This window comes from Borreliella californiensis (assembly GCF_014205885.1).
GTDB lineage: Bacteria > Spirochaetota > Spirochaetia > Borreliales > Borreliaceae > Borreliella > Borreliella californiensis.
Genome location: NZ_JACHFB010000001.1, coordinates 264969 through 282475 on the forward strand (window position 1 = coordinate 264969; position 17507 = coordinate 282475).

Here is a 17507-nt window from a genome sequence, read left to right on the forward strand (position 1 = left end):
AAAAGATTTATATATAAGGAGTTGGTTTACATGAAAAGGAAAGCTAAAAGTATTTTATTTTTTTTATTATCCACGGTTCTTTTTGCTCAGACTGATGGATTAACAGAGGGTTCTAAAAGGGCAGAGCCTGGAGAATTAGTTTTAGATTTTGCTGAGCTTGCAAGAGATCCAAGTTCAACTAAACTTGATCTTACAAATTATGTTGATTATGTATATTCGGGCGCTTCTGGTATTGTTAAGCCGGAAGATATGGTTGTAGATCTTGGGATAAATAATTGGAGTGTTTTACTTACTCCTTCTGCAAGGTTGCAGGCCTACGTTAAAAATTCAGTTGTTGCGCCTGCTATTGTTAAGAGTGAGTCAAAAAGGTATGCAGGCGATACTATTTTAGGAGTAAGAGTTTTATTTCCAAGCTATTCTCAATCATCTGCTATGATTATGCCGCCATTTAAAATTCCTTTTTATTCAGGGGAAAATGGGAATCAATTTTTAGGCAAGGGTCTTATTGATAACATTAAAACCATGAAAGAGATTAAGGTGTCAGTTTATAGTTTGGGATATGAGATAGATCTTGAAGTTTTATTTGAAGACATGAATGGCATGGAATATGCTTATTCCATGGGTACTTTAAAGTTTAAAGGGTGGGCTGATTTAATTTGGTCAAATCCTAACTATATTCCTAATATATCATCTAGAATAATTAAAGACGACGTTCCAAATTATCCTCTTGCTTCAAGTAAAATGAGATTTAAGGCTTTTAGGGTTTCAAAAGGGCATAGTTCAAAAGAGCAAAATTTTATCTTTTATGTTAAAGATTTAAGAGTTCTTTATGATAAGTTGAGTGTTTCAATAGATTCTGATATTGATAGTGAGTCTGTATTTAAAGTTTATGAGACTAGTGGAACTGAATCTCTTCGTAAATTAAAGGCACACGAAACTTTTAAAAGAGTTTTAAAGCTTAGAGAGAAAATTTCTATGCCTGAAGGTTCTTTCCAAAACTTTATAGAAAAGGTTGAAAGTGAAAAACCTGAAGAATCATCTCCAAAAAATTAGGTTTAAATTAATATGTAAAGCTGCCCAAAGGGTTGGCTTTACATATATAAGATTAAAAAATAGGAAATAGTATGGAAATGTTAGATTTGGAAAATGAAGAGCTTTTAGGGGTTTTTTTTGAAGAGGCTCAAAATCTTGTAGATATCCTTGAAGAGAATATTATGTCACTAGAGGATGATCCTAATAATTCTGATACTATTGATGAAATATTCAGAGCAGCTCATACTTTGAAAGGAAGTTCTGCTTCTCTTGATATGATGGAGCTATCTGATTTTACCCATATTGTTGAAGATGTTTTTGATGCTATTAGAGATGGTAGGGCAAATGTAAACAATGATCTTGTTGATTTGCTTTTAAGCTCATTAGATGTTATTAAGGAAATGCTTGCACTTCGTCTTGATGGCAAGGTTTATCTGAATGATATAAGTGATCTTAAAAGCAAATTAAAGCAATTTTTAGTAATTGATGATAAGGTTTTTATTAAGGGATTTGACGAAAATCCAACTAAAAACAATTTTTGTCTTTCAGAATCAGATCTTGAGGAGATAAGAGAGGGGCTAGGAATTGGACAAAAGGTTTTAAGGGTCAGTGTTGTTTTTAATTTAAATAACAATTCTGAAGTGGAAAATGGTGGACTAAAAATATTTAATATTTTAAAAAATTTAGGCTCTGTACTTCATACAATTCCTAAATATGAGCAAATCATAGAGGATAAATTTTTAACAAGAATAGATTATTATCTGATATCTTCAGATATAAAGGGCGTGAAAAAAAGTTTAGATTCTTCAAGTTTAATTGAAAGCTATTTGGTTGATGAATTTAACGTAAAAGAAGAATTAAAAAAGCTTGCAGATAAAGGTATTAAAGATATTGATTCAGATTCCAATCTTGTTTTAAATGACGGTTTTGATTTTACAGAGGATGAGATTTCTGATTTATTGCTTGAGGTTGAAAATCAAAAGTTATTTAGAGTTAGATTAGATTTTGTAAAAGACAATCCTATGGCTACTATTAGTGGTCTTCAAATGCTTCAAGCATTAAAAAGTCTTGGTAAAATTTTCAAGTCTCTCCCAGATTCTAGCGAATTATTGGCAGATAAGTTTTTTGATTTTGTAATATATTACTTAATATCAAATACTAGTTCAGACAGTATTGCCAAAAAGATTAATTTACCAGATGTTGTTAGTCATTTTGAAATCAAAAATGTTAATTTAGAATCTTTAAAGAATATAAGCCTAAAAGAAGAGGATGAAGCACCTCTTAAGGAAAATAAAAATATTAAAAAAAATAGCCCAATTAGTGTTAATTTAATTAGAATAGATAGTAAAAAAATAGATTACATATTAAATCTTGTCAGTGAGGCTGTAATAAGTAAATCATCTTATAACCAAATAAATTCAGAGATGATTACATTATTTTATAATTTTAATTATTTTTATGATTATCAAGAAAGTTTTCAGAGAAACTTTTTAATTGATTTAAAGATAATTTTCAAAGATGCGGGTCTAACATTAGAAGATGAGGTTGAATCACATATTAATTCTTTGATGAGTTTTAAAATGGAAAAGACACTTAATGATATATCTGAATTGAGAAATTCTTTTTTCAGACTTCTTCAAAATTTTAAAATGACCTCTGGGCGACTGTCCAGAATAATTACAGATTTGCATGAGAGTGTTTTAAAAACTAGAATGTTGCCAATATCTAATATATTTTCAAGGTTTACAAGAGTTGTCAGAGATCTTTCAAAGAAATTAAATAAGATTGTAAATCTTAAAATGGAAGGAGAAGAAACTGAGCTTGATAAGTCTGTTATAGATGACCTTGTAGATCCTTTAATGCATTGTGTTAGAAATTCAATGGATCATGGCCTTGAAACAGTTGAAGAGAGAGTTAAAAAGGGAAAGAGCAAAGCAGGTACTATAATTTTGCGTGCTAAGAATGAGGGCAATGTAATATCAATTGAAATTGAAGATGATGGGATTGGTATAGATCCAAAGGTCATTAGGCGCAAATTAATTGAAAAGGGAACAATAAAAGAAGATGCAATTTATTCTGATTTTGAACTTATTAACTTAATTTTTGCTCCTGGGTTTTCAACAGCAGTTCAAGTGACAGACCTTTCGGGTAGAGGAGTTGGTCTTGACGTTGTGAAAAAAAGCATTGAAAAGCTTAATGGAACTATTTTGGTGGAATCAGAAATTGGCCTTGGAACAATTTTTAAAATTAAACTACCATTGACGTTAGTGATTATACAAGGTCTTTTAGTGAAGTCAGGTTCTGAAACTTATGTTATTCCTTTAAATAATGTTCTTGAAACTCATAGAATAACCGAGCATGATATAAAATTGCTTGAAAATTATCATGAAGTTTATAATTTAAGAGATGAAGTCATTTCTGTTCTCAGGCTTGACAAACTTTTTAACATAACAAGAGATGATTCATTAATAGAAAAATTTTTAATAGTTGTTAACACTAGCAACATGAAAACAGCAATTGTTGTAGACTCTATTCTTGGTGAGGAAGATTTTGTAGTAAAGCCTATTAAAGATAAATTTTCATCAAGTGCGGGTATAGTTGGGGCTACTACGCTTGGCAATGGTAAGGTTGTATTAATAATTGATGTTTTTAAACTTTTTGATTTACAAAAGGATACTAAGGAGTGAATCTCTTGTGCAGATAAAAGAAATTTATTTTGGACCCAAAATTTTAGATGATAAAAATTGCAATTCTAAATTAACCAATTTTGATTTTAAAGTTGTTTCTTTCGAGCTTGGATCGGATCATTATTTAGTAGACATTATGCAGGTTAAAGAAATTAGAAAATCTAGTAATTTTACATATGTTCCAAATGCTAAGAAGTATGTAGCTGGGCTTGATAATTTAAGGGGTGAAATAATTCCTATTATAGATCTTAGAATAATGTTTAATTTAGAATTTAACAAAAAAGATCTTGAAGATATTATGGTTTTAAAAAACGAAGATCTTCTTATAGGGGTAATTGTTGATAAAATTAATAATGTTTTTTCAATAGATTCTAGCCTTATTCAAGATCCACACCCAGTTTTATCTCAGGATTCTTTAATAAACTATATAAAAGGTGTTGTAGATTATAACGAAAAGCTTTATATACTTCTTAATGTTTTTAAAATTTTTAATTATGGGGAGGAAGAAAAGTTATTAAAATCTGATCAAAATTTTGTTAAAGAAAGCGACTTTGTAAGCGATTGTGATAATCTAGATATACTAGAGAATTATAAGAGTGATTTTTCCAATAATGTTTCTTCAAAAAATGATAATAACAATGAAAATTTAACTCTAAACAATCTTGCAACTTTTAATTTGGAAAGTATTAAAAAAAATCTTTTGAAATACTCATTTAATACTTCTTTGGTAAGTGATGTGTTTTTGGAAAAAGTTGGAGTAAAATTTAATATGTTTGATGTTGATTACTTGCCTTACGATAGTTTTTTAAATGAATTTTATTCAAAATCATCGGGAAATTTATGGAGAGCTGATTGTTTGGAAGAATTTAAAAATGAGATTGTTAAGAGTCACTTAAATTTTATGGATAACTTAAATTCTATTTTCAATGTATTGGAAATTGGTTGTGGTAGTGGAAAAGAGACCATGGCTTTAGCAAATGCATTGTCTGAATATTGTGTAAAACCGTTTAAGTTGACTGCTATTGATAATGATTTATCAAAAGTTGTTGAAACTTCTAGGTTAACGTTTTCAGAGTCAGAAATTGGCATTAGTGAAATTTATCGTAAGAACTCTTTTGAACAAAGTCCTGGAGTTTATAAATTTAAGTCAGAAATTCTAAGTAATGTTTTGTTTGAATATTCCGATGCTCTTTTTTCAGATTTGCCTGATAATTTGGGAATGGTTTTTTTAAAAGATGTTTTATGTTTCTTGGATAGTAAAGATCAGATTTTAATTTTAAATATCATTGTTTCCAAAACTATTAAAGGGGCTCTTTTGGTTTTGGGAGATAACGAAGAGCTTAAAAATAATGATGTTTTTATAAAAGAAAAATCCACAAAATATTTTAACTTGTACAGGAAAGTCTAAAGGAGAAATTAATGAGAATAGATTATATAGAGCCATTTTTGGATGCTGCTTCTTCGGTTTTAAGAGATATGTTGCTTGTTGAGAATATAGAAATGGGTAAGCCCGGGCTTAAGTCGATAAATCAAAAGATAAAAGGTGTTTCTGTAATAGTAGGACTTGCTGGGTCTGTTGAGGGTAGTATAATTATTGATATGGATATAGAAACAGCCCTTTTTGTTGCTTCTAAATTAAATTTTGAAGAGTATGATGATTTTGATGATGAAGAAACAAAAGAGATGGTTGCTGCAACTCTAACCGAGGTTGGTAACATTATTGCTGGAAATTTTGTTACTACTTTGCATGCCAAAGGTTTTGTATTTGATATAACCCCTCCAGCTTTTATTTATGGAGAAAATATGAAAATAAGTAATAAAGGTTCTGAGGCTTTAATTGTTCCTTTTTCTTTGCCTGATGGTAAAATTATAGAAGTTAATATTGCAATAAGAGAGAGGGTTTGATATGAAAAAAATTCTTTTTATTAGAAAAGAGAGGTTAATATGATCCAAAAGACTACAATTGCTGCAGATTCTTCATCTAAGCCTAGAGGAATCAATTATGATACAGGCATCCCGTTTAATGTTTTAATTGTTGATGACTCTGTTTTTACCGTTAAGCAGCTTACTCAAATTTTTACATCAGAGGGCTTTAATATTATTGATACGGCAGCTGATGGAGAGGAGGCTGTGATAAAATATAAGAATCATTATCCTAATATTGATATTGTCACTCTTGATATTACCATGCCCAAAATGGATGGAATAACTTGTCTTTCTAATATTATGGAATTTGATAAAAATGCTAGAGTGATAATGATATCTGCTTTAGGCAAAGAACAATTAGTTAAGGATTGCTTAATAAAAGGAGCAAAAACATTTATTGTTAAACCATTAGATAGGGCAAAGGTTCTTCAAAGAGTAATGTCTGTATTTGTTAAATAAATTATTTATAAAAAAAGTTCAATCTTTAATTTTATTATTTTCATTCCCTTGGGAAAAAAATCATTTCATTACTTATTTTATCTAAATTCTTTAAAAAATAAGTAATGTTAAGGTTGAATATTTTTAGAGGTTCTGTATTATTTTCTATGTAAAGCTCTAATTTGTAAAATCCTTTTTTTGTGTATATTAGTGAATAACTTTTAAAAATTCCATTTATATTTTTAATTTTAAATATTTTGTATTTTAAAAATTTTTTATCAATAAGTTCGCTTTGAATTAGATATTTATTTGCTTCTTTGTAGTTTGAATTTAATAAGTTGTAGTTAGTTTTATTAAGTATTATGCTTTTTACAAAATGTTCTGTTAGTTCATAAATATTTTTTTCTATTTCGCTTGTTGGAAAATTGGTATAGTACTCTTTTTCTAAAATTAGATTGTAAGATGAATATTTTTTTATTTCTTCATTTGCTCTTTTTTCAATTGAGATGTCTAAAAGCCTAGCATTAAGTGGAAAGTTTAATAATGTAAGTAGTACTATAGTTATTTTAATGTTCATTTTATTTCCTGGTTTTTGTTAATTATTGTTTTTACTTTTTCAATTTCTAAAGGTATTTTACTTTTTCGCTTTGAGTTTAATTTTTCTTTTAGCAAAAGATTGTTAAATGATTTTGCAAGTTCATATACTTTTTCTTCGCTTAAAGTAAAAGGAATTTGAATTTTTCGATATTCTAATGGGTCTTGTAAAATTTTTGTCATTAAAATAATAGGATTTAAAAAGCTTGCTTTAAAAAATTTATAAAAATTCATTAAAAAAATAGTAAATGATGCAAACAATGTAAATAGAAAAATTCCAAGAATAGAATCGCTTTTTCTTTGCAAATATTTATCTATATAAAATTTTGTTTTCTCTATTTCTATTACTCTATATTCACTAGGACTGTAATAAACAAATATTTCGTCTGATTTTGAGTATATTATGTCATCTTTTTCCTTGATTATTAAGATGAAAGGATATTTTTCTTTAATGTAAGCTTTTTCATTTATTATTGATATGTTTTTAATAATATTAAATTCTTGTTTTTCTGGTATTGAATTTACGATTTTTGAACTTGATATTATTATAAAAAATGTAAATGGTATTAATAAGCTCATTGAAAATGTTCTAGCAAATGCTGTTAGTATTAGGTTCTTTTCTTTTGAATTGTAATATATTTCTATTATTAGGTCGTTAAACCTAAGAAGTCTTAAAAATCTTAATTTGAAAAGCGATAACATTATTGGATTTAATATTGTTTCATGAGCGACAATTATGTTTTTAAGCTGATATGAACTATAAAATGCTAAAGGGATAAGGCAGTGAATTATATCGAAGAATAGATTGTTTCTGACGTAGATTTCCAATCTTTGAGAAAGGTAGGCTTTGGTTATTTTGTATAAAAAAATAAAAATAAAAATTGTGTCAAATAGAAAACCAAGAAATATTAGTGCAAATCGTATTTTGTATGGTAAAAAAAGAATTATTGAGAGCTCTTCGATTAAAAGTTCAAATATTGAAAAGATTATTATTGCTTTTAAGAAAATTGAAAATTTTTTTACCATTTATTTCCCTTAGCTATTTCTAATAATTCTTTAATTATTCTTGAATCATATTCTTTAGAGCCTGACTGTTTTATTGAAAACCAACTTTCATCATATCCAATAAAACCTTTAACCGGGTTGTTTTTGTATTTTGGAGTTCTTGCTCTGGCTGAAAAAATAGCAATTAATGTTGAAATTGGAGACATTGTTTGTAAAGTTTCATATTTAAAAAAGCTTTCAATGATAAGCTTGGCTGTTTTTTCGTCTAGAAAATCAGTATCATTGCTTATTGCTTTTGAAGTCGATTCAATGTTTTTAGTAGTAAGCTCTATTCCTTTTTCAAAGCAGTATTTGATTACCAATACTTTTAAGAGAAGTAGTATCTTTATATAATTTTTTATGATGTCTGATGAATAAAGTGTTTTATTTTCCTTTTGTATTAAATATATTGTATAAGAGTTTTTTCCTTCAAATAGTTTATTTATATAAAAAGTAATATATCCATTGCTTATAGTGTTAAAATTATAAAAGAATTCTTTTCTTAAAGACGAGTTGACTTTGACAAAGTTAAATATCAAATTTAAGTCGTTTTTTGTCAATTCTTTGCTAAAAAGAGGCTTTACAATGTTAAAATCAATAGCTTCAATGCTAGATAAAACAAAGGGCGTAATCATTATATCTGTTTTATCTTTAACGTATTGAATCAGGTCTTTTAGTTCCGATTCAAAATCATTTTTGATGAATGTAGCAATAGTTTTTTTGTTTTCTTTTAAATAGCTAAGCATTTCAATTTCTTTTTCTATAGCAGATAAACTTTTTATACTTTCATGATTGAATAGATAATGATATAAATAAGGAAAATATGGTTTTACATTCATTTTATTAGGTCCAATAGTTCAAGTGGATTGTGTATTATATGTTTTGCTCCACTTTCTTTTAATTCTTGAACACTTCTAAATCCCCAAGAAACTCCTATTGGTATAAATCCAGCGTTTAGTGCAGTTAACATGTCCACATCGCTGTCTCCAATATATGCAATTTCATCTTTTCGGACATTTAATTCTAATATCATGTCAAGGGCATTCTCAGGATCTGGCTTTGGTGGAAATTTTTTTGAATAACCTCTGATTTCAAAAAAAAATATATTTTCAAAAATATTTTTTACCAAATTTATTAATTCTTCGTGGTTTTTATTGCTTAAAATTCCAATTGGAATATTAAGTTTATTCATAGTTTCTAGAAGGATTTTTATATTTTCGTATGGTTGTGTTTGGGATGAAAGATTTTTATTGTATTCTTTTACAAATTCTTTGTAAAGTTTGTCTTGTAGATTAGGATTGTTATATTCAAGAGATAATAGCTTTAGAGTGTCTATTACAAACTTGTTAAATCCTCTGCCAACAAGAGCATTGAATTTGCTTAGTTCTATTTGATTGTATCCTAAGTTTAAAAGAGCAGAATTCATTGAGAATGCAATATCCATGATGCTATTTACCAGGGTCCCATCCATGTCAAAAATGCAGGCTTTAATTTTCATAGTACTCTCTTTTACAATATATATTTATTCTTTTATTTTAACATTAATTTGTTCTCTTTATTAAGGTTTTTATATTTTAAGCATTTTTTATTTACTAGAAATTAATTTTTATAAATAATTTATTATGTTTATTAAAATTTAAAATGCTATTGAAAATATAAATTTTAAGCTTTATTATATTTCATTAGAATGGAATATTGTAAGTCAGTTGTGTTTGATATTTATTAGGGTTAAAGCTTAATGAAAGAAGATGTACTAGTATTAGAAAATATTACAAAAAATTATGGTGATTTTGTTGCCAATGATAATGTTTCTATTAAATTTAAGGCTGGTGAAGTTCATGCTATTCTTGGAGAAAATGGTGCTGGAAAGACTACTTTAATGAAAACTATTTATGGGATTCATCAAGTAAATAGTGGTCGAATTATTTTAAAAGGTCAAGAAATAAACTTTAAAGATTCAAGTGAGGCTATTCGAAATGGGATTGGAATGGTTTTCCAGCATTTTATGTTAATTCCACAATTTACTGCTGTTCAGAATATTATTTTAGGATATGAAAATTCAAAATTTGGTTTTCTTGATTACAAACAAGCTAGAAAAAAGATAAGTTATCTTTCGGAAAAGTATGGTTTAAAGATAGATTTAGAAAAAAAGGTTGAGGACTTGAGTGTTGGCATGGAGCAAAAAATAGAGATATTGAAAGTTCTTTATCGAAATGCAGATATTATTATTTTTGATGAACCTACAGCAGTGCTTGCTCCAAGTGAAGTTGATGATTTTATAAATATTTTAAAGGTACTCACTCAAGAGGGCCATACTGTAATACTTATTACTCATAAAATAAAAGAAATTAGATCTATTGCAAAGAAATGTACAATTATGCGTCTTGGGAAGGTTGTAAAAACTGTTAATATTGCTGAGATTGATGACAGAGATCTTACAAAATTAATGATAGGAAAAGAAGTTTCACTTCGCTCATCTAAAATTAAATTTGAAAATCATTTTAATGTTCTTGAAATAAAAAATTTAAGTGTTAAAGATGAGAGAGGAGTTTTAAAAGTTAAAGACGTTAATCTTGATCTGAGAAATGGAGAAATTCTTGGGATATCAGGTATTGAAGGAAGTGGTCAGGAGGATTTAGTTGATGCAATTTTGGGTTTGAAAAACATATTTAAGGGCGATATTTTGAAAAAAAATTCTTCAGGGAATTTGGAATCTTTAAAAGGTTTAACTATCAAACAAAGAATAGATAAAAAAATTGGAAATATTCCTTCAGACAGGCAAAAACACGGTCTTATTTTAGAATTCAATGTTATGCAAAATATTGGACTTAAAAGCTTTGATAGTCCTGATTATTTGAGATTAAAGAAAATTCACTCAAAGAGTAATTTTGATTTAAAATTCAATTTTTTCAATTTTATTAAAAGACAATTTGATAAGATTAAAAGACAATTTGTGGGATTTGATCTTAATATTTTAAGAAAATTGAGCAATCAGCTTGTAAGTTGTTTTGATATTAGGCCAAGAGATATTTTAAACAAGGTAAAGTATTTATCTGGGGGCAATCAGCAAAAAGTTATTGTTGCTCGTGAGATTAGTTTAGAGCCCGATATTCTTTTAGCTATTCAGCCTACAAGAGGTCTTGATGTTGGAGCTGTTGAGAATATTTACAAAAGAATAATAGAGCAAAGAGATGCGGGCAGATCTGTTTTATTGATTTCTCTTGAACTTGATGAGCTTGTTAATGTTTGTGATAGGATAGCTGTGATGCATGGTGGAAGGATAGTAGGTATTTTAGAGGATAATTTTGACATTAATGTTATTGGTAAAATGATGATAGGTTTAAGCTAAATGATAATTAATAAAAACGTATTTAGTAAATTTATGTTGAAATTTTTAAATTCTTCAGCATTTGTTAGTGTATTTGCTCTATTTGTTGGGTTTTTAATTGTTGGATTAGTGGTGATGGGGCTTGGGCATTCTCCTTTTAGAATGTATTTTATAATATTAGAAATTTTATTTTCTTCTCCCAAACATTTAGGGTATGTTTTAAGTTATGCAGCCCCTTTGATTTTTACAGGTCTTTCTATTGGCATTTCTTTAAAAGCGGGTCTTTTTAATATTGGGGTTGAAGGTCAGTTTATACTAGGATCTATTGTTGCTTTAATAGCATCAATTTTGCTTGATTTGCCTCCAATTTTACATGTAGTTGTTATTTTCATTATTACTTTTTTAGCGTCAGGTAGTTTAGGAATTTTAATTGGATATTTAAAAGCTAAATTCAATATTAGCGAAGTGATTTCAGGAATAATGTTTAATTGGATATTATTTTATTTGAATAATATAATTTTAGATTTTAATTTTATTAAAAGAGATAATAGTGATTTTTCAAAACCCATTAAAGAAAGTGCATATATTGATTTTTTAGGTTCTTGGAAGCTTTCACCAGAAGGTCTTGCTTATAGGTCTTCTCATCCTTTTGTTAATGAACTTTTAAAAGCTCCTCTTCATTTTGGAATAATTTTAGGTGTGATTTTTGCTATTTTAATATGGTTTTTGCTTAATAAAACTATTATTGGATTTAAAATAAATGCCACAGGAAGTAATATTGAAGCTTCAAGATGTATGGGCATTAATGTAAAAGCTGTGCTAATTTTTTCAATGTTTCTCTCAGCAGCTGTTGCAGGTCTTGCTGGCGCTATTCAAATTATGGGTGTTAATAAAGCCATATTTAAGCTTGCTTATATGGAAGGAATTGGTTTTAATGGAATAGCTACTTCTCTTATGGGAAACAATTCCCCAATTGGCATAATATTTTCCAGTATTCTTTTTTCTATATTGCTTTATGGAAGCAGCAGGGTTCAAAGTTTAATAGGCCTTCCGTCTTCAATTGTATCTTTGATGATCGGAATAATTGTTCTTATAATTTCTGCTAGCTATTTTTTAAATAAAATTGTTTTAAAAGGTGTTAAGCGTGTCAAATATAATAATATTCTTAATTAGTGAAACGCTAATAAATTCTCAAACCTTAATTTTAGCTGGTCTTGGGGGTCTTATAAGCGAGAAAAGTGGAATTATTAATATTGGACTTGAAGGAATAATGACAATAGGAGCATTTTCAGGAGCTACAGTTGCATATTTTACAAATGATCCGTTATTTTCAATTTTTGCTGGTGGACTAGCGGGGCTTGTACTTGCTATTTTGCACGCTGTTTTTACAATTTTTTTAAAATCAGATCAAGTTATAACTGGAATGGCACTTAATTTTTTAGGGCCTGCTATTGCTGTTTTTATAAGTACTTTGATTTTTTCTTCTAGTTCAACTCCACCTATAGAAATAAAGTTACCGATACTTTTTGATGGGATTTTAAGCAAAACATCTTTTATTTTCCAAATTTTTGGTAAAAGATATTCTGTATACATAGCAATTCTAAGTGTGTTTTTATTTCATATTGTTTTCAAATACACTAAAATTGGGCTTAGAATTAATGCCAGTGGTGAAAATCCAGAGGTATTAGAGTCTGTTGGAGTTAGTGTAAATAAAATTAGATTTTTTTGTGTTCTCTTGAGTGGTTTTTTAGCGGGAATTTCAGGCGCTGTTCTTGCAACAGTGGTTGCATCAAGCTATGTACAAGGGATTACAGGCGGACAAGGGTTTATTGCTATTGTAATGTTAATTTTTGGAAAATGGACGCCTTTGGGAGTTTTAATGGGTAGTTTTTTGTTTTCATTTGTGAAAACTTTGTCAATTGTTTTGGCTCAATTGCCCTTTTTGTCTTTAATAATGCCTTCCAAAATGTTAGTTATTACTCCATATTTAATTATTATTTTAAGTCTTATCTTTTTTTCAAAAAGAAATTATGCGCCCAAGTTCTTAGGAATTCCCTATAAAAAGCATTAGCAGTTAATAATAGTTTATAATTTGTTTTTTATATTGTGAAAATTCTTTTAATTTTTTAAGAGTTTTTGATTTTTTGCTGTAAATTTTTTTTTGATACCCTTTGGTCTTAAGTTTGTTTGATTAAATAAGTAGATGATTTGTGAGGTAGTTTATTATGTTGTTGAAGCTTAAATACAGGTTTGTTGGATTTTTATTATTGTTTTTAATTTTTATACTGTTACTTTTTTCCATGATTTTTAAATTTGTTTTATGCGGTTATTTAGAAGATTATTATAAGCAGCTTACAAGGGCACAAGTAAGAAGGGCAGCTTTTTCTACGCAATCTTTTTTAGACACTCTGTATGTCATAATCAATGGTGCAGCTTCTACTTTGGCACTTGAAACCATATCAGAATTTGCAATTTCTGAGAATAGAGGAAAAGATTTCTCTGAGTCTGAATTGATAGATTTAAGAAAAAATTCAAAATTTGTTATTGATTCTGTAAAGGTAAGTAAAAAATATCGACAATACTTATACAATTTTATGGCCAATCTTAAAAATGATACCCTTTTTGAAGAATTCGCTTTTTTTGATTTTGAAGGGAGAATAATTGTTAGTACAAGACATGAGAATAATATGGATTTTGGTCATTCTGAGGCTAATACTAATTATTTTAAAAGAGTTTTTGAGGATTATAGACAAAACCAATTAAAATTTATAGGCTGGTATTCAAATCTTTCTGAAGGAATATCTGCAGAAGTTGCTATTAGGTCTAGACAAAGTGAAAAAAAGGCTTTTGCAATAATTGTGCCTGTATATTCTCCAGAAGACAAACTTGTTTGTGGGTATTTGGCTGGATATCTACTTAATGATATTTTAGCAGATAGTTTTGATAGGTTTAGATTCGGTTTTTATAAAAGAGGCAATTTTATTTATGTTGATCCTAATAATATAGCAGTCAATCCTTTTGAAGAATACAATGAAACTAGTAGAGTTAGTTCTAAATTTTTAAATATTCTTAAAGATGTTTTTTCTAAGCCACCTTTTTTATCAAATATTCCTACCGAAGTTTCGGTTTACACTATTGATAGAATATTTTTATCGGAAATGGGAGAAGAGTGCTACTATGCACTATTGCCCATAAGCAGTAAGTTAGGGGAGAAGAGTGGGATACTTATTGCTCGGCTTCCCTATAAAGATATTTACGGGGTAATATCTAGTCTAAAATTTCAGTATATCTTGTATTCTGTTTTAGGCATTATTGTGTTAAGCCTTGTTCTTTTAATGAGAATAGATAAGATTATTAGTTTTCGGTTAAATGCAATTAGAGTTTTAGTTCAAGATATGGTTAAAGGGAATTTAAATAAAGATTATGCCTTTGATGATGATAATAATGTTTATGACGAGCTTGGAATGTTAAGTCTTCAGGTTGTTAAAATGAAAAAAGCTATTTCTGTAGCTATTGCAAGTGTTTTGAGAAATATTAGTTATGTAAATAAGGCGAGTTTAGAAGTTGCCAGTTCAAGTCAAAATTTAAGTTCTAGTGCGTTACAGCAGGCATCTGCTCTTGAAGAAATGTCAGCCAATGTTGAGCAAATAGCCTCAGGTGTCAATATGAGTGCTAATAATTCTTATGAAACAGAACAAATAGCTTTAAAGACAAATGAAAATTCTCAGATAGGTGGTAGGGCTGTAGAAGAATCTGTTATTGCTATGCAAGATATTGTGGAGAAAGTTAGTGTTATTGAAGAAATAGCTAGAAAGACTAATTTACTTGCTTTAAATGCGGCTATTGAAGCTGCAAGAGCCGGTGATGAAGGAAAGGGATTTGCTGTTGTGGCTAGTGAGATTAGAAAGTTAGCTGATTTGAGTAAAATTTCAGCTCTTGAGATTGGGGAGTTAGTTGAAGATAACTCTAAGGTAGCAACCGAAGCGGGAGTGATCTTTAAGGAAATGTTGCCTGAAATTGAAGAAACAGCTAATCTTGTTAAGAAGATTTCAGAAGGTAGCTCTAAGCAGAGTGATCAGATTGCTCAATTTAAAATGGCCTTAGATCAGGTTGGAGAAGTTGTTCAGTCTTCAGCTTCAAGTAGTGAGCAACTTTCTAGCATGTCCGATAAAATGTTAGAAAAGTCTAAAGAGCTTAGAAAATCTGTATTATTTTTCAAAATCAAGGATTCTACGATTGAGAGTCTAGAAGATGAAGAATATGATTTTAGGTTAATGGATTGTCTTGAAAATTCTTTTAAAGATGAAAATCAAAATTTGAAAAGTAATGGAATTCCAACTTTAAATGGTAGTAGAAATAATAATTCCTTAGATATTGAGAGCGAGCCTTATGTAAGAGCTATTAATAAGCGAGTTGATCCTAAAAAAGCTATCGATATTGCTGATAAGGATTTAAATTTTGATGATGATTTTTCAGAGTTTTAGAATTTATTTTTTTTGAAAGAGGTGGTTAGTATGAAGCTGAAAGCTAGGATGTTGCTACTTGTTCTTATCCTTATAGCATTTTTTATATCAATTCTGTTTTTTATTTTTGGGATGCTGATTAGCAGTAAATTGGTAGATCAGCAGTTTGATCTTATGATAAATCTTATTGGGAACATTAAAAATTCTTTTAACCTTTATATTTCTTCAATGGAAGAGAAGGTTAGGGTTAGTTCCATGTATTTCAACTCTGCTGATAAATTTAATGAGGCTAGTAAAATTAAATCCAAAAGGTTGAATTTTATTTCAGATCAATCTGAAATTCTAATTCAAACCGGTAGTAATATGATGGTTACAAACAAAGAAGGTAAAATAGTTTTTACTTCGGCTGTTAAGGATAATAGTGATTTTGGCAAATCTATTGGAGATAGAGAATATTTTACAAAACTTAAAGAGTCTCAAAGTATTGTTTACAATTCCTTTGTCATGTTGGCAGATCCTGGGTCTATTGAGGAGTCTTTAGTTAAAGATATTTCCAAGATAAAAAATAAAAAAGGTCAGATTCCTTACATATTAATAGGTATACCATTAAGAGATTTTGAAACAGGCGACATTTTTGGCTATTTTATGCTTTTCTATTCAATGGATTACATATATAGGTCTTTTAGGGGAATTAATTTTGGAATACTCTCTAGCGGTCGTGCGTTAGCTTATGATACTACGGGTAGATTATTGGTTCATCATACAGTACTGCCAGGCGATGTTTTGACTGATATTAGTGCTTCTTATTCTAATATTATTAAAAAAACATCTGAAGATTTGTTGCAAAAGAATAAAGAAATTTCAACTGTTTATTATTATGATCCTAATAGCAGTAAGAAATATGTGGGAATTAGTCAAAAGGTGTTATTAAATTTGTCTAATAATAGATTTATTCTTTTAATGAGAATTTCGGAAGATGATTTTTATTATATGTCGCGAGCTACAACTATAATCTTAGTAATTAGTTTTGTATTTACATTACTTATGCTTGCTATTGCAACTCTTTATCTTGTGAAAAGGTTAAGTTCTTCTTTGAATAAGATATTGGAATATTCTGAGCGACTTGCTTCTGGTAATTTTACTGTTGATGTTAATTTTGGCAAATGGGATACTGTAGAGCTTTATAGTTTGTACGAAGGGCTTGAACAATTGAGAACCAATTTTTCTTCAGTTGCAAAAGGGGTTATTGAAAATCTAGATTACCTTTATGAAAATGCGATTCAAATAGCAAATGCAAGCCAAAATTTGAGTTCTGGTGCTGTTGAGCAGGCTTCTACTTTAGAGCAAATGACAGCAAATATTGAGCAAATATCACAAGGCGTTTCTGAGAATACTGAAAATGCATCTACTACTGAAAAAATTGCTGTTAATACTAATGAAAGGACTAAAGAGGGGCATAAATCTGTTGTTAAAGCTATTACAGCAATGACTGTAATTACTGAAAAAATTGGAATTATTGATGAGATAACAAGACAAACCAATTTGCTTGCTTTAAATGCCTCGATTGAAGCTGCACGAGTGGGAGAAAAAGGTAAGGGGTTTGAAGTGGTAGCTGCTGAGGTTAGAAAGCTTGCGGATCAAAGCAAAGAATCAGCAAGAGAGATTATTGATATTGCAAACAGAAGCTTAACTGTTGCAAGTCGTGCTGGGGAAAATTTTGAACAAATAGTTCCTGGTATGGAGCAAACGGCCAGACTTGTGAAAAATATTTCTAATGAAAGTTCTAAACAAAGTGTTCAAATAGAACAATTTAAAAATGCAATAGAGCAGGTTAGTCAGTTAGTTCAGACTACAGCTTCAAGTAGTGAAGAGCTTTCTGCGATGTCTGAAAAAATGTTAGAGAGTGTAAAAGATTTAAAAGAATCTGTTGATTACTTTAAGATCGAAAAGTAAGCAGAAGATTTAAAAATCCTCTCCAGCTTTTTTGGCGGATTA

At 28.9% G+C, this 17507-nt stretch carries 14 protein-coding genes; 10 read left to right on the forward strand and 4 right to left on the reverse strand.

Annotation, left to right across the window (positions count from 1 at the left end; all coding sequences use genetic code 11):
- The first annotated feature begins 30 nt into the window (after positions 1–30).
- The 5 genes from flaA (at position 31) to HNP67_RS01300 (ending at position 6104) form a co-directional block, all read left to right on the forward strand.
- Positions 31–1053 carry a flagellar filament outer layer protein FlaA gene (flaA, locus tag HNP67_RS01280; RefSeq protein WP_184124240.1) on the forward strand — a complete coding sequence of 341 codons (1023 nt, stop codon included), beginning with the start codon at positions 31–33 and terminating at the stop codon, positions 1051–1053.
- A 71-nt stretch (positions 1054–1124) separates the two neighbouring features.
- Entirely contained in the window at positions 1125–3719 is a 2595-nt protein-coding gene (locus HNP67_RS01285) for a chemotaxis protein CheA (RefSeq protein ID WP_184124241.1), read from the forward strand.
- A gap of 7 nt (positions 3720–3726) precedes the next feature.
- Positions 3727–5127 carry a CheR family methyltransferase gene (locus tag HNP67_RS01290; RefSeq protein WP_184124242.1) on the forward strand — a complete coding sequence of 467 codons (1401 nt, stop codon included), beginning with the start codon at positions 3727–3729 and terminating at the stop codon, positions 5125–5127.
- 11 nt (positions 5128–5138) lie between these two features.
- Entirely contained in the window at positions 5139–5624 is a 486-nt protein-coding gene (locus HNP67_RS01295) for a chemotaxis protein CheX (protein WP_002557258.1), read from the forward strand.
- Between the two features lie 39 nt (positions 5625–5663).
- Entirely contained in the window at positions 5664–6104 is a 441-nt protein-coding gene (locus tag HNP67_RS01300) for a response regulator (RefSeq protein WP_002557259.1), read from the forward strand.
- Positions 6105–6144: 40 nt separating this feature from the next.
- Here HNP67_RS01300 and HNP67_RS01305 read toward each other — a convergent pair whose 3' ends face one another.
- The 4 genes from HNP67_RS01305 to HNP67_RS01320 are packed head-to-tail and all read right to left on the reverse strand — an operon-like array spanning position 6145 to position 9219.
- Positions 6145–6660 carry a hypothetical protein gene (locus HNP67_RS01305; RefSeq protein WP_184124243.1) on the reverse strand — a complete coding sequence of 172 codons (516 nt, stop codon included), beginning with the start codon at positions 6658–6660 and terminating at the stop codon, positions 6145–6147.
- Positions 6657–7703 carry a hypothetical protein gene (locus HNP67_RS01310; protein ID WP_184124244.1) on the reverse strand — a complete coding sequence of 349 codons (1047 nt, stop codon included), beginning with the start codon at positions 7701–7703 and terminating at the stop codon, positions 6657–6659. The genes HNP67_RS01305 and HNP67_RS01310 overlap by 4 nt, the downstream gene beginning before the upstream one ends.
- Positions 7697–8560 (reverse strand): hypothetical protein, encoded by an 864-nt coding sequence (locus HNP67_RS01315; RefSeq protein WP_184124245.1) that lies wholly within the window; start codon positions 8558–8560, stop codon positions 7697–7699. The genes HNP67_RS01310 and HNP67_RS01315 overlap by 7 nt, the downstream gene beginning before the upstream one ends.
- The gene (locus tag HNP67_RS01320) at positions 8557–9219 is read right to left on the reverse strand and encodes an HAD family hydrolase (RefSeq protein WP_184124247.1); all 663 of its coding nucleotides are present in this window, start codon (positions 9217–9219) and stop codon (positions 8557–8559) included. The genes HNP67_RS01315 and HNP67_RS01320 overlap by 4 nt, the downstream gene beginning before the upstream one ends.
- 240 nt (positions 9220–9459) lie before the next feature.
- Between HNP67_RS01320 and HNP67_RS01325 the strand changes: the two genes are divergently transcribed.
- The 5 genes from HNP67_RS01325 to HNP67_RS01345 all read left to right on the forward strand — a co-directional run bounded on the left by HNP67_RS01325 (position 9460) and on the right by HNP67_RS01345 (position 17465).
- Positions 9460–11070: an ABC transporter ATP-binding protein gene (locus HNP67_RS01325; RefSeq protein WP_184124249.1), complete on the forward strand. Its 1611-nt coding sequence runs from the start codon at positions 9460–9462 to the stop codon at positions 11068–11070.
- Entirely contained in the window at positions 11071–12222 is a 1152-nt protein-coding gene (locus HNP67_RS01330; protein ID WP_184124250.1) for an ABC transporter permease, read from the forward strand.
- Entirely contained in the window at positions 12194–13120 is a 927-nt protein-coding gene (locus tag HNP67_RS01335; protein ID WP_184124251.1) for an ABC transporter permease, read from the forward strand. The genes HNP67_RS01330 and HNP67_RS01335 overlap by 29 nt, the downstream gene beginning before the upstream one ends.
- A 154-nt stretch (positions 13121–13274) precedes the next feature.
- Entirely contained in the window at positions 13275–15533 is a 2259-nt protein-coding gene (locus tag HNP67_RS01340) for a methyl-accepting chemotaxis protein (RefSeq protein ID WP_184124252.1), read from the forward strand.
- A gap of 30 nt (positions 15534–15563) precedes the next feature.
- On the forward strand, positions 15564–17465 hold the full coding sequence (locus HNP67_RS01345) for a methyl-accepting chemotaxis protein (RefSeq protein WP_184124253.1): 1902 nt from the start codon (positions 15564–15566) through the stop codon (positions 17463–17465).
- Positions 17466–17507: the final 42 nt, after the last annotated feature.

Excerpts from the sequence above, each read along its gene's own strand:
- HNP67_RS01310 (WP_184124244.1), bottom strand. The coding sequence starts at position 7,703 with ATGGTAAAAAAATTTTCAATTTTCTTAAAAGCAATAATAATCTTTTCA.
- HNP67_RS01285 (WP_184124241.1), top strand. The coding sequence starts at position 1,125 with ATGGAAATGTTAGATTTGGAAAATGAAGAGCTTTTAGGGGTTTTTTTT.
- HNP67_RS01325 (WP_184124249.1), top strand. The coding sequence starts at position 9,460 with ATGAAAGAAGATGTACTAGTATTAGAAAATATTACAAAAAATTATGGT.
- HNP67_RS01340 (WP_184124252.1), top strand. The coding sequence starts at position 13,275 with ATGTTGTTGAAGCTTAAATACAGGTTTGTTGGATTTTTATTATTGTTT.
- HNP67_RS01300 (WP_002557259.1), top strand. The coding sequence starts at position 5,664 with ATGATCCAAAAGACTACAATTGCTGCAGATTCTTCATCTAAGCCTAGA.
- flaA (WP_184124240.1), top strand. The coding sequence starts at position 31 with ATGAAAAGGAAAGCTAAAAGTATTTTATTTTTTTTATTATCCACGGTT.
- HNP67_RS01330 (WP_184124250.1), top strand. The coding sequence starts at position 11,071 with ATGATAATTAATAAAAACGTATTTAGTAAATTTATGTTGAAATTTTTA.
- HNP67_RS01315 (WP_184124245.1), bottom strand. The coding sequence starts at position 8,560 with ATGAATGTAAAACCATATTTTCCTTATTTATATCATTATCTATTCAAT.
- HNP67_RS01305 (WP_184124243.1), bottom strand. The coding sequence starts at position 6,660 with ATGAACATTAAAATAACTATAGTACTACTTACATTATTAAACTTTCCA.
- HNP67_RS01320 (WP_184124247.1), bottom strand. The coding sequence starts at position 9,219 with ATGAAAATTAAAGCCTGCATTTTTGACATGGATGGGACCCTGGTAAAT.
- HNP67_RS01295 (WP_002557258.1), top strand. The coding sequence starts at position 5,139 with ATGAGAATAGATTATATAGAGCCATTTTTGGATGCTGCTTCTTCGGTT.
- HNP67_RS01345 (WP_184124253.1), top strand. The coding sequence starts at position 15,564 with ATGAAGCTGAAAGCTAGGATGTTGCTACTTGTTCTTATCCTTATAGCA.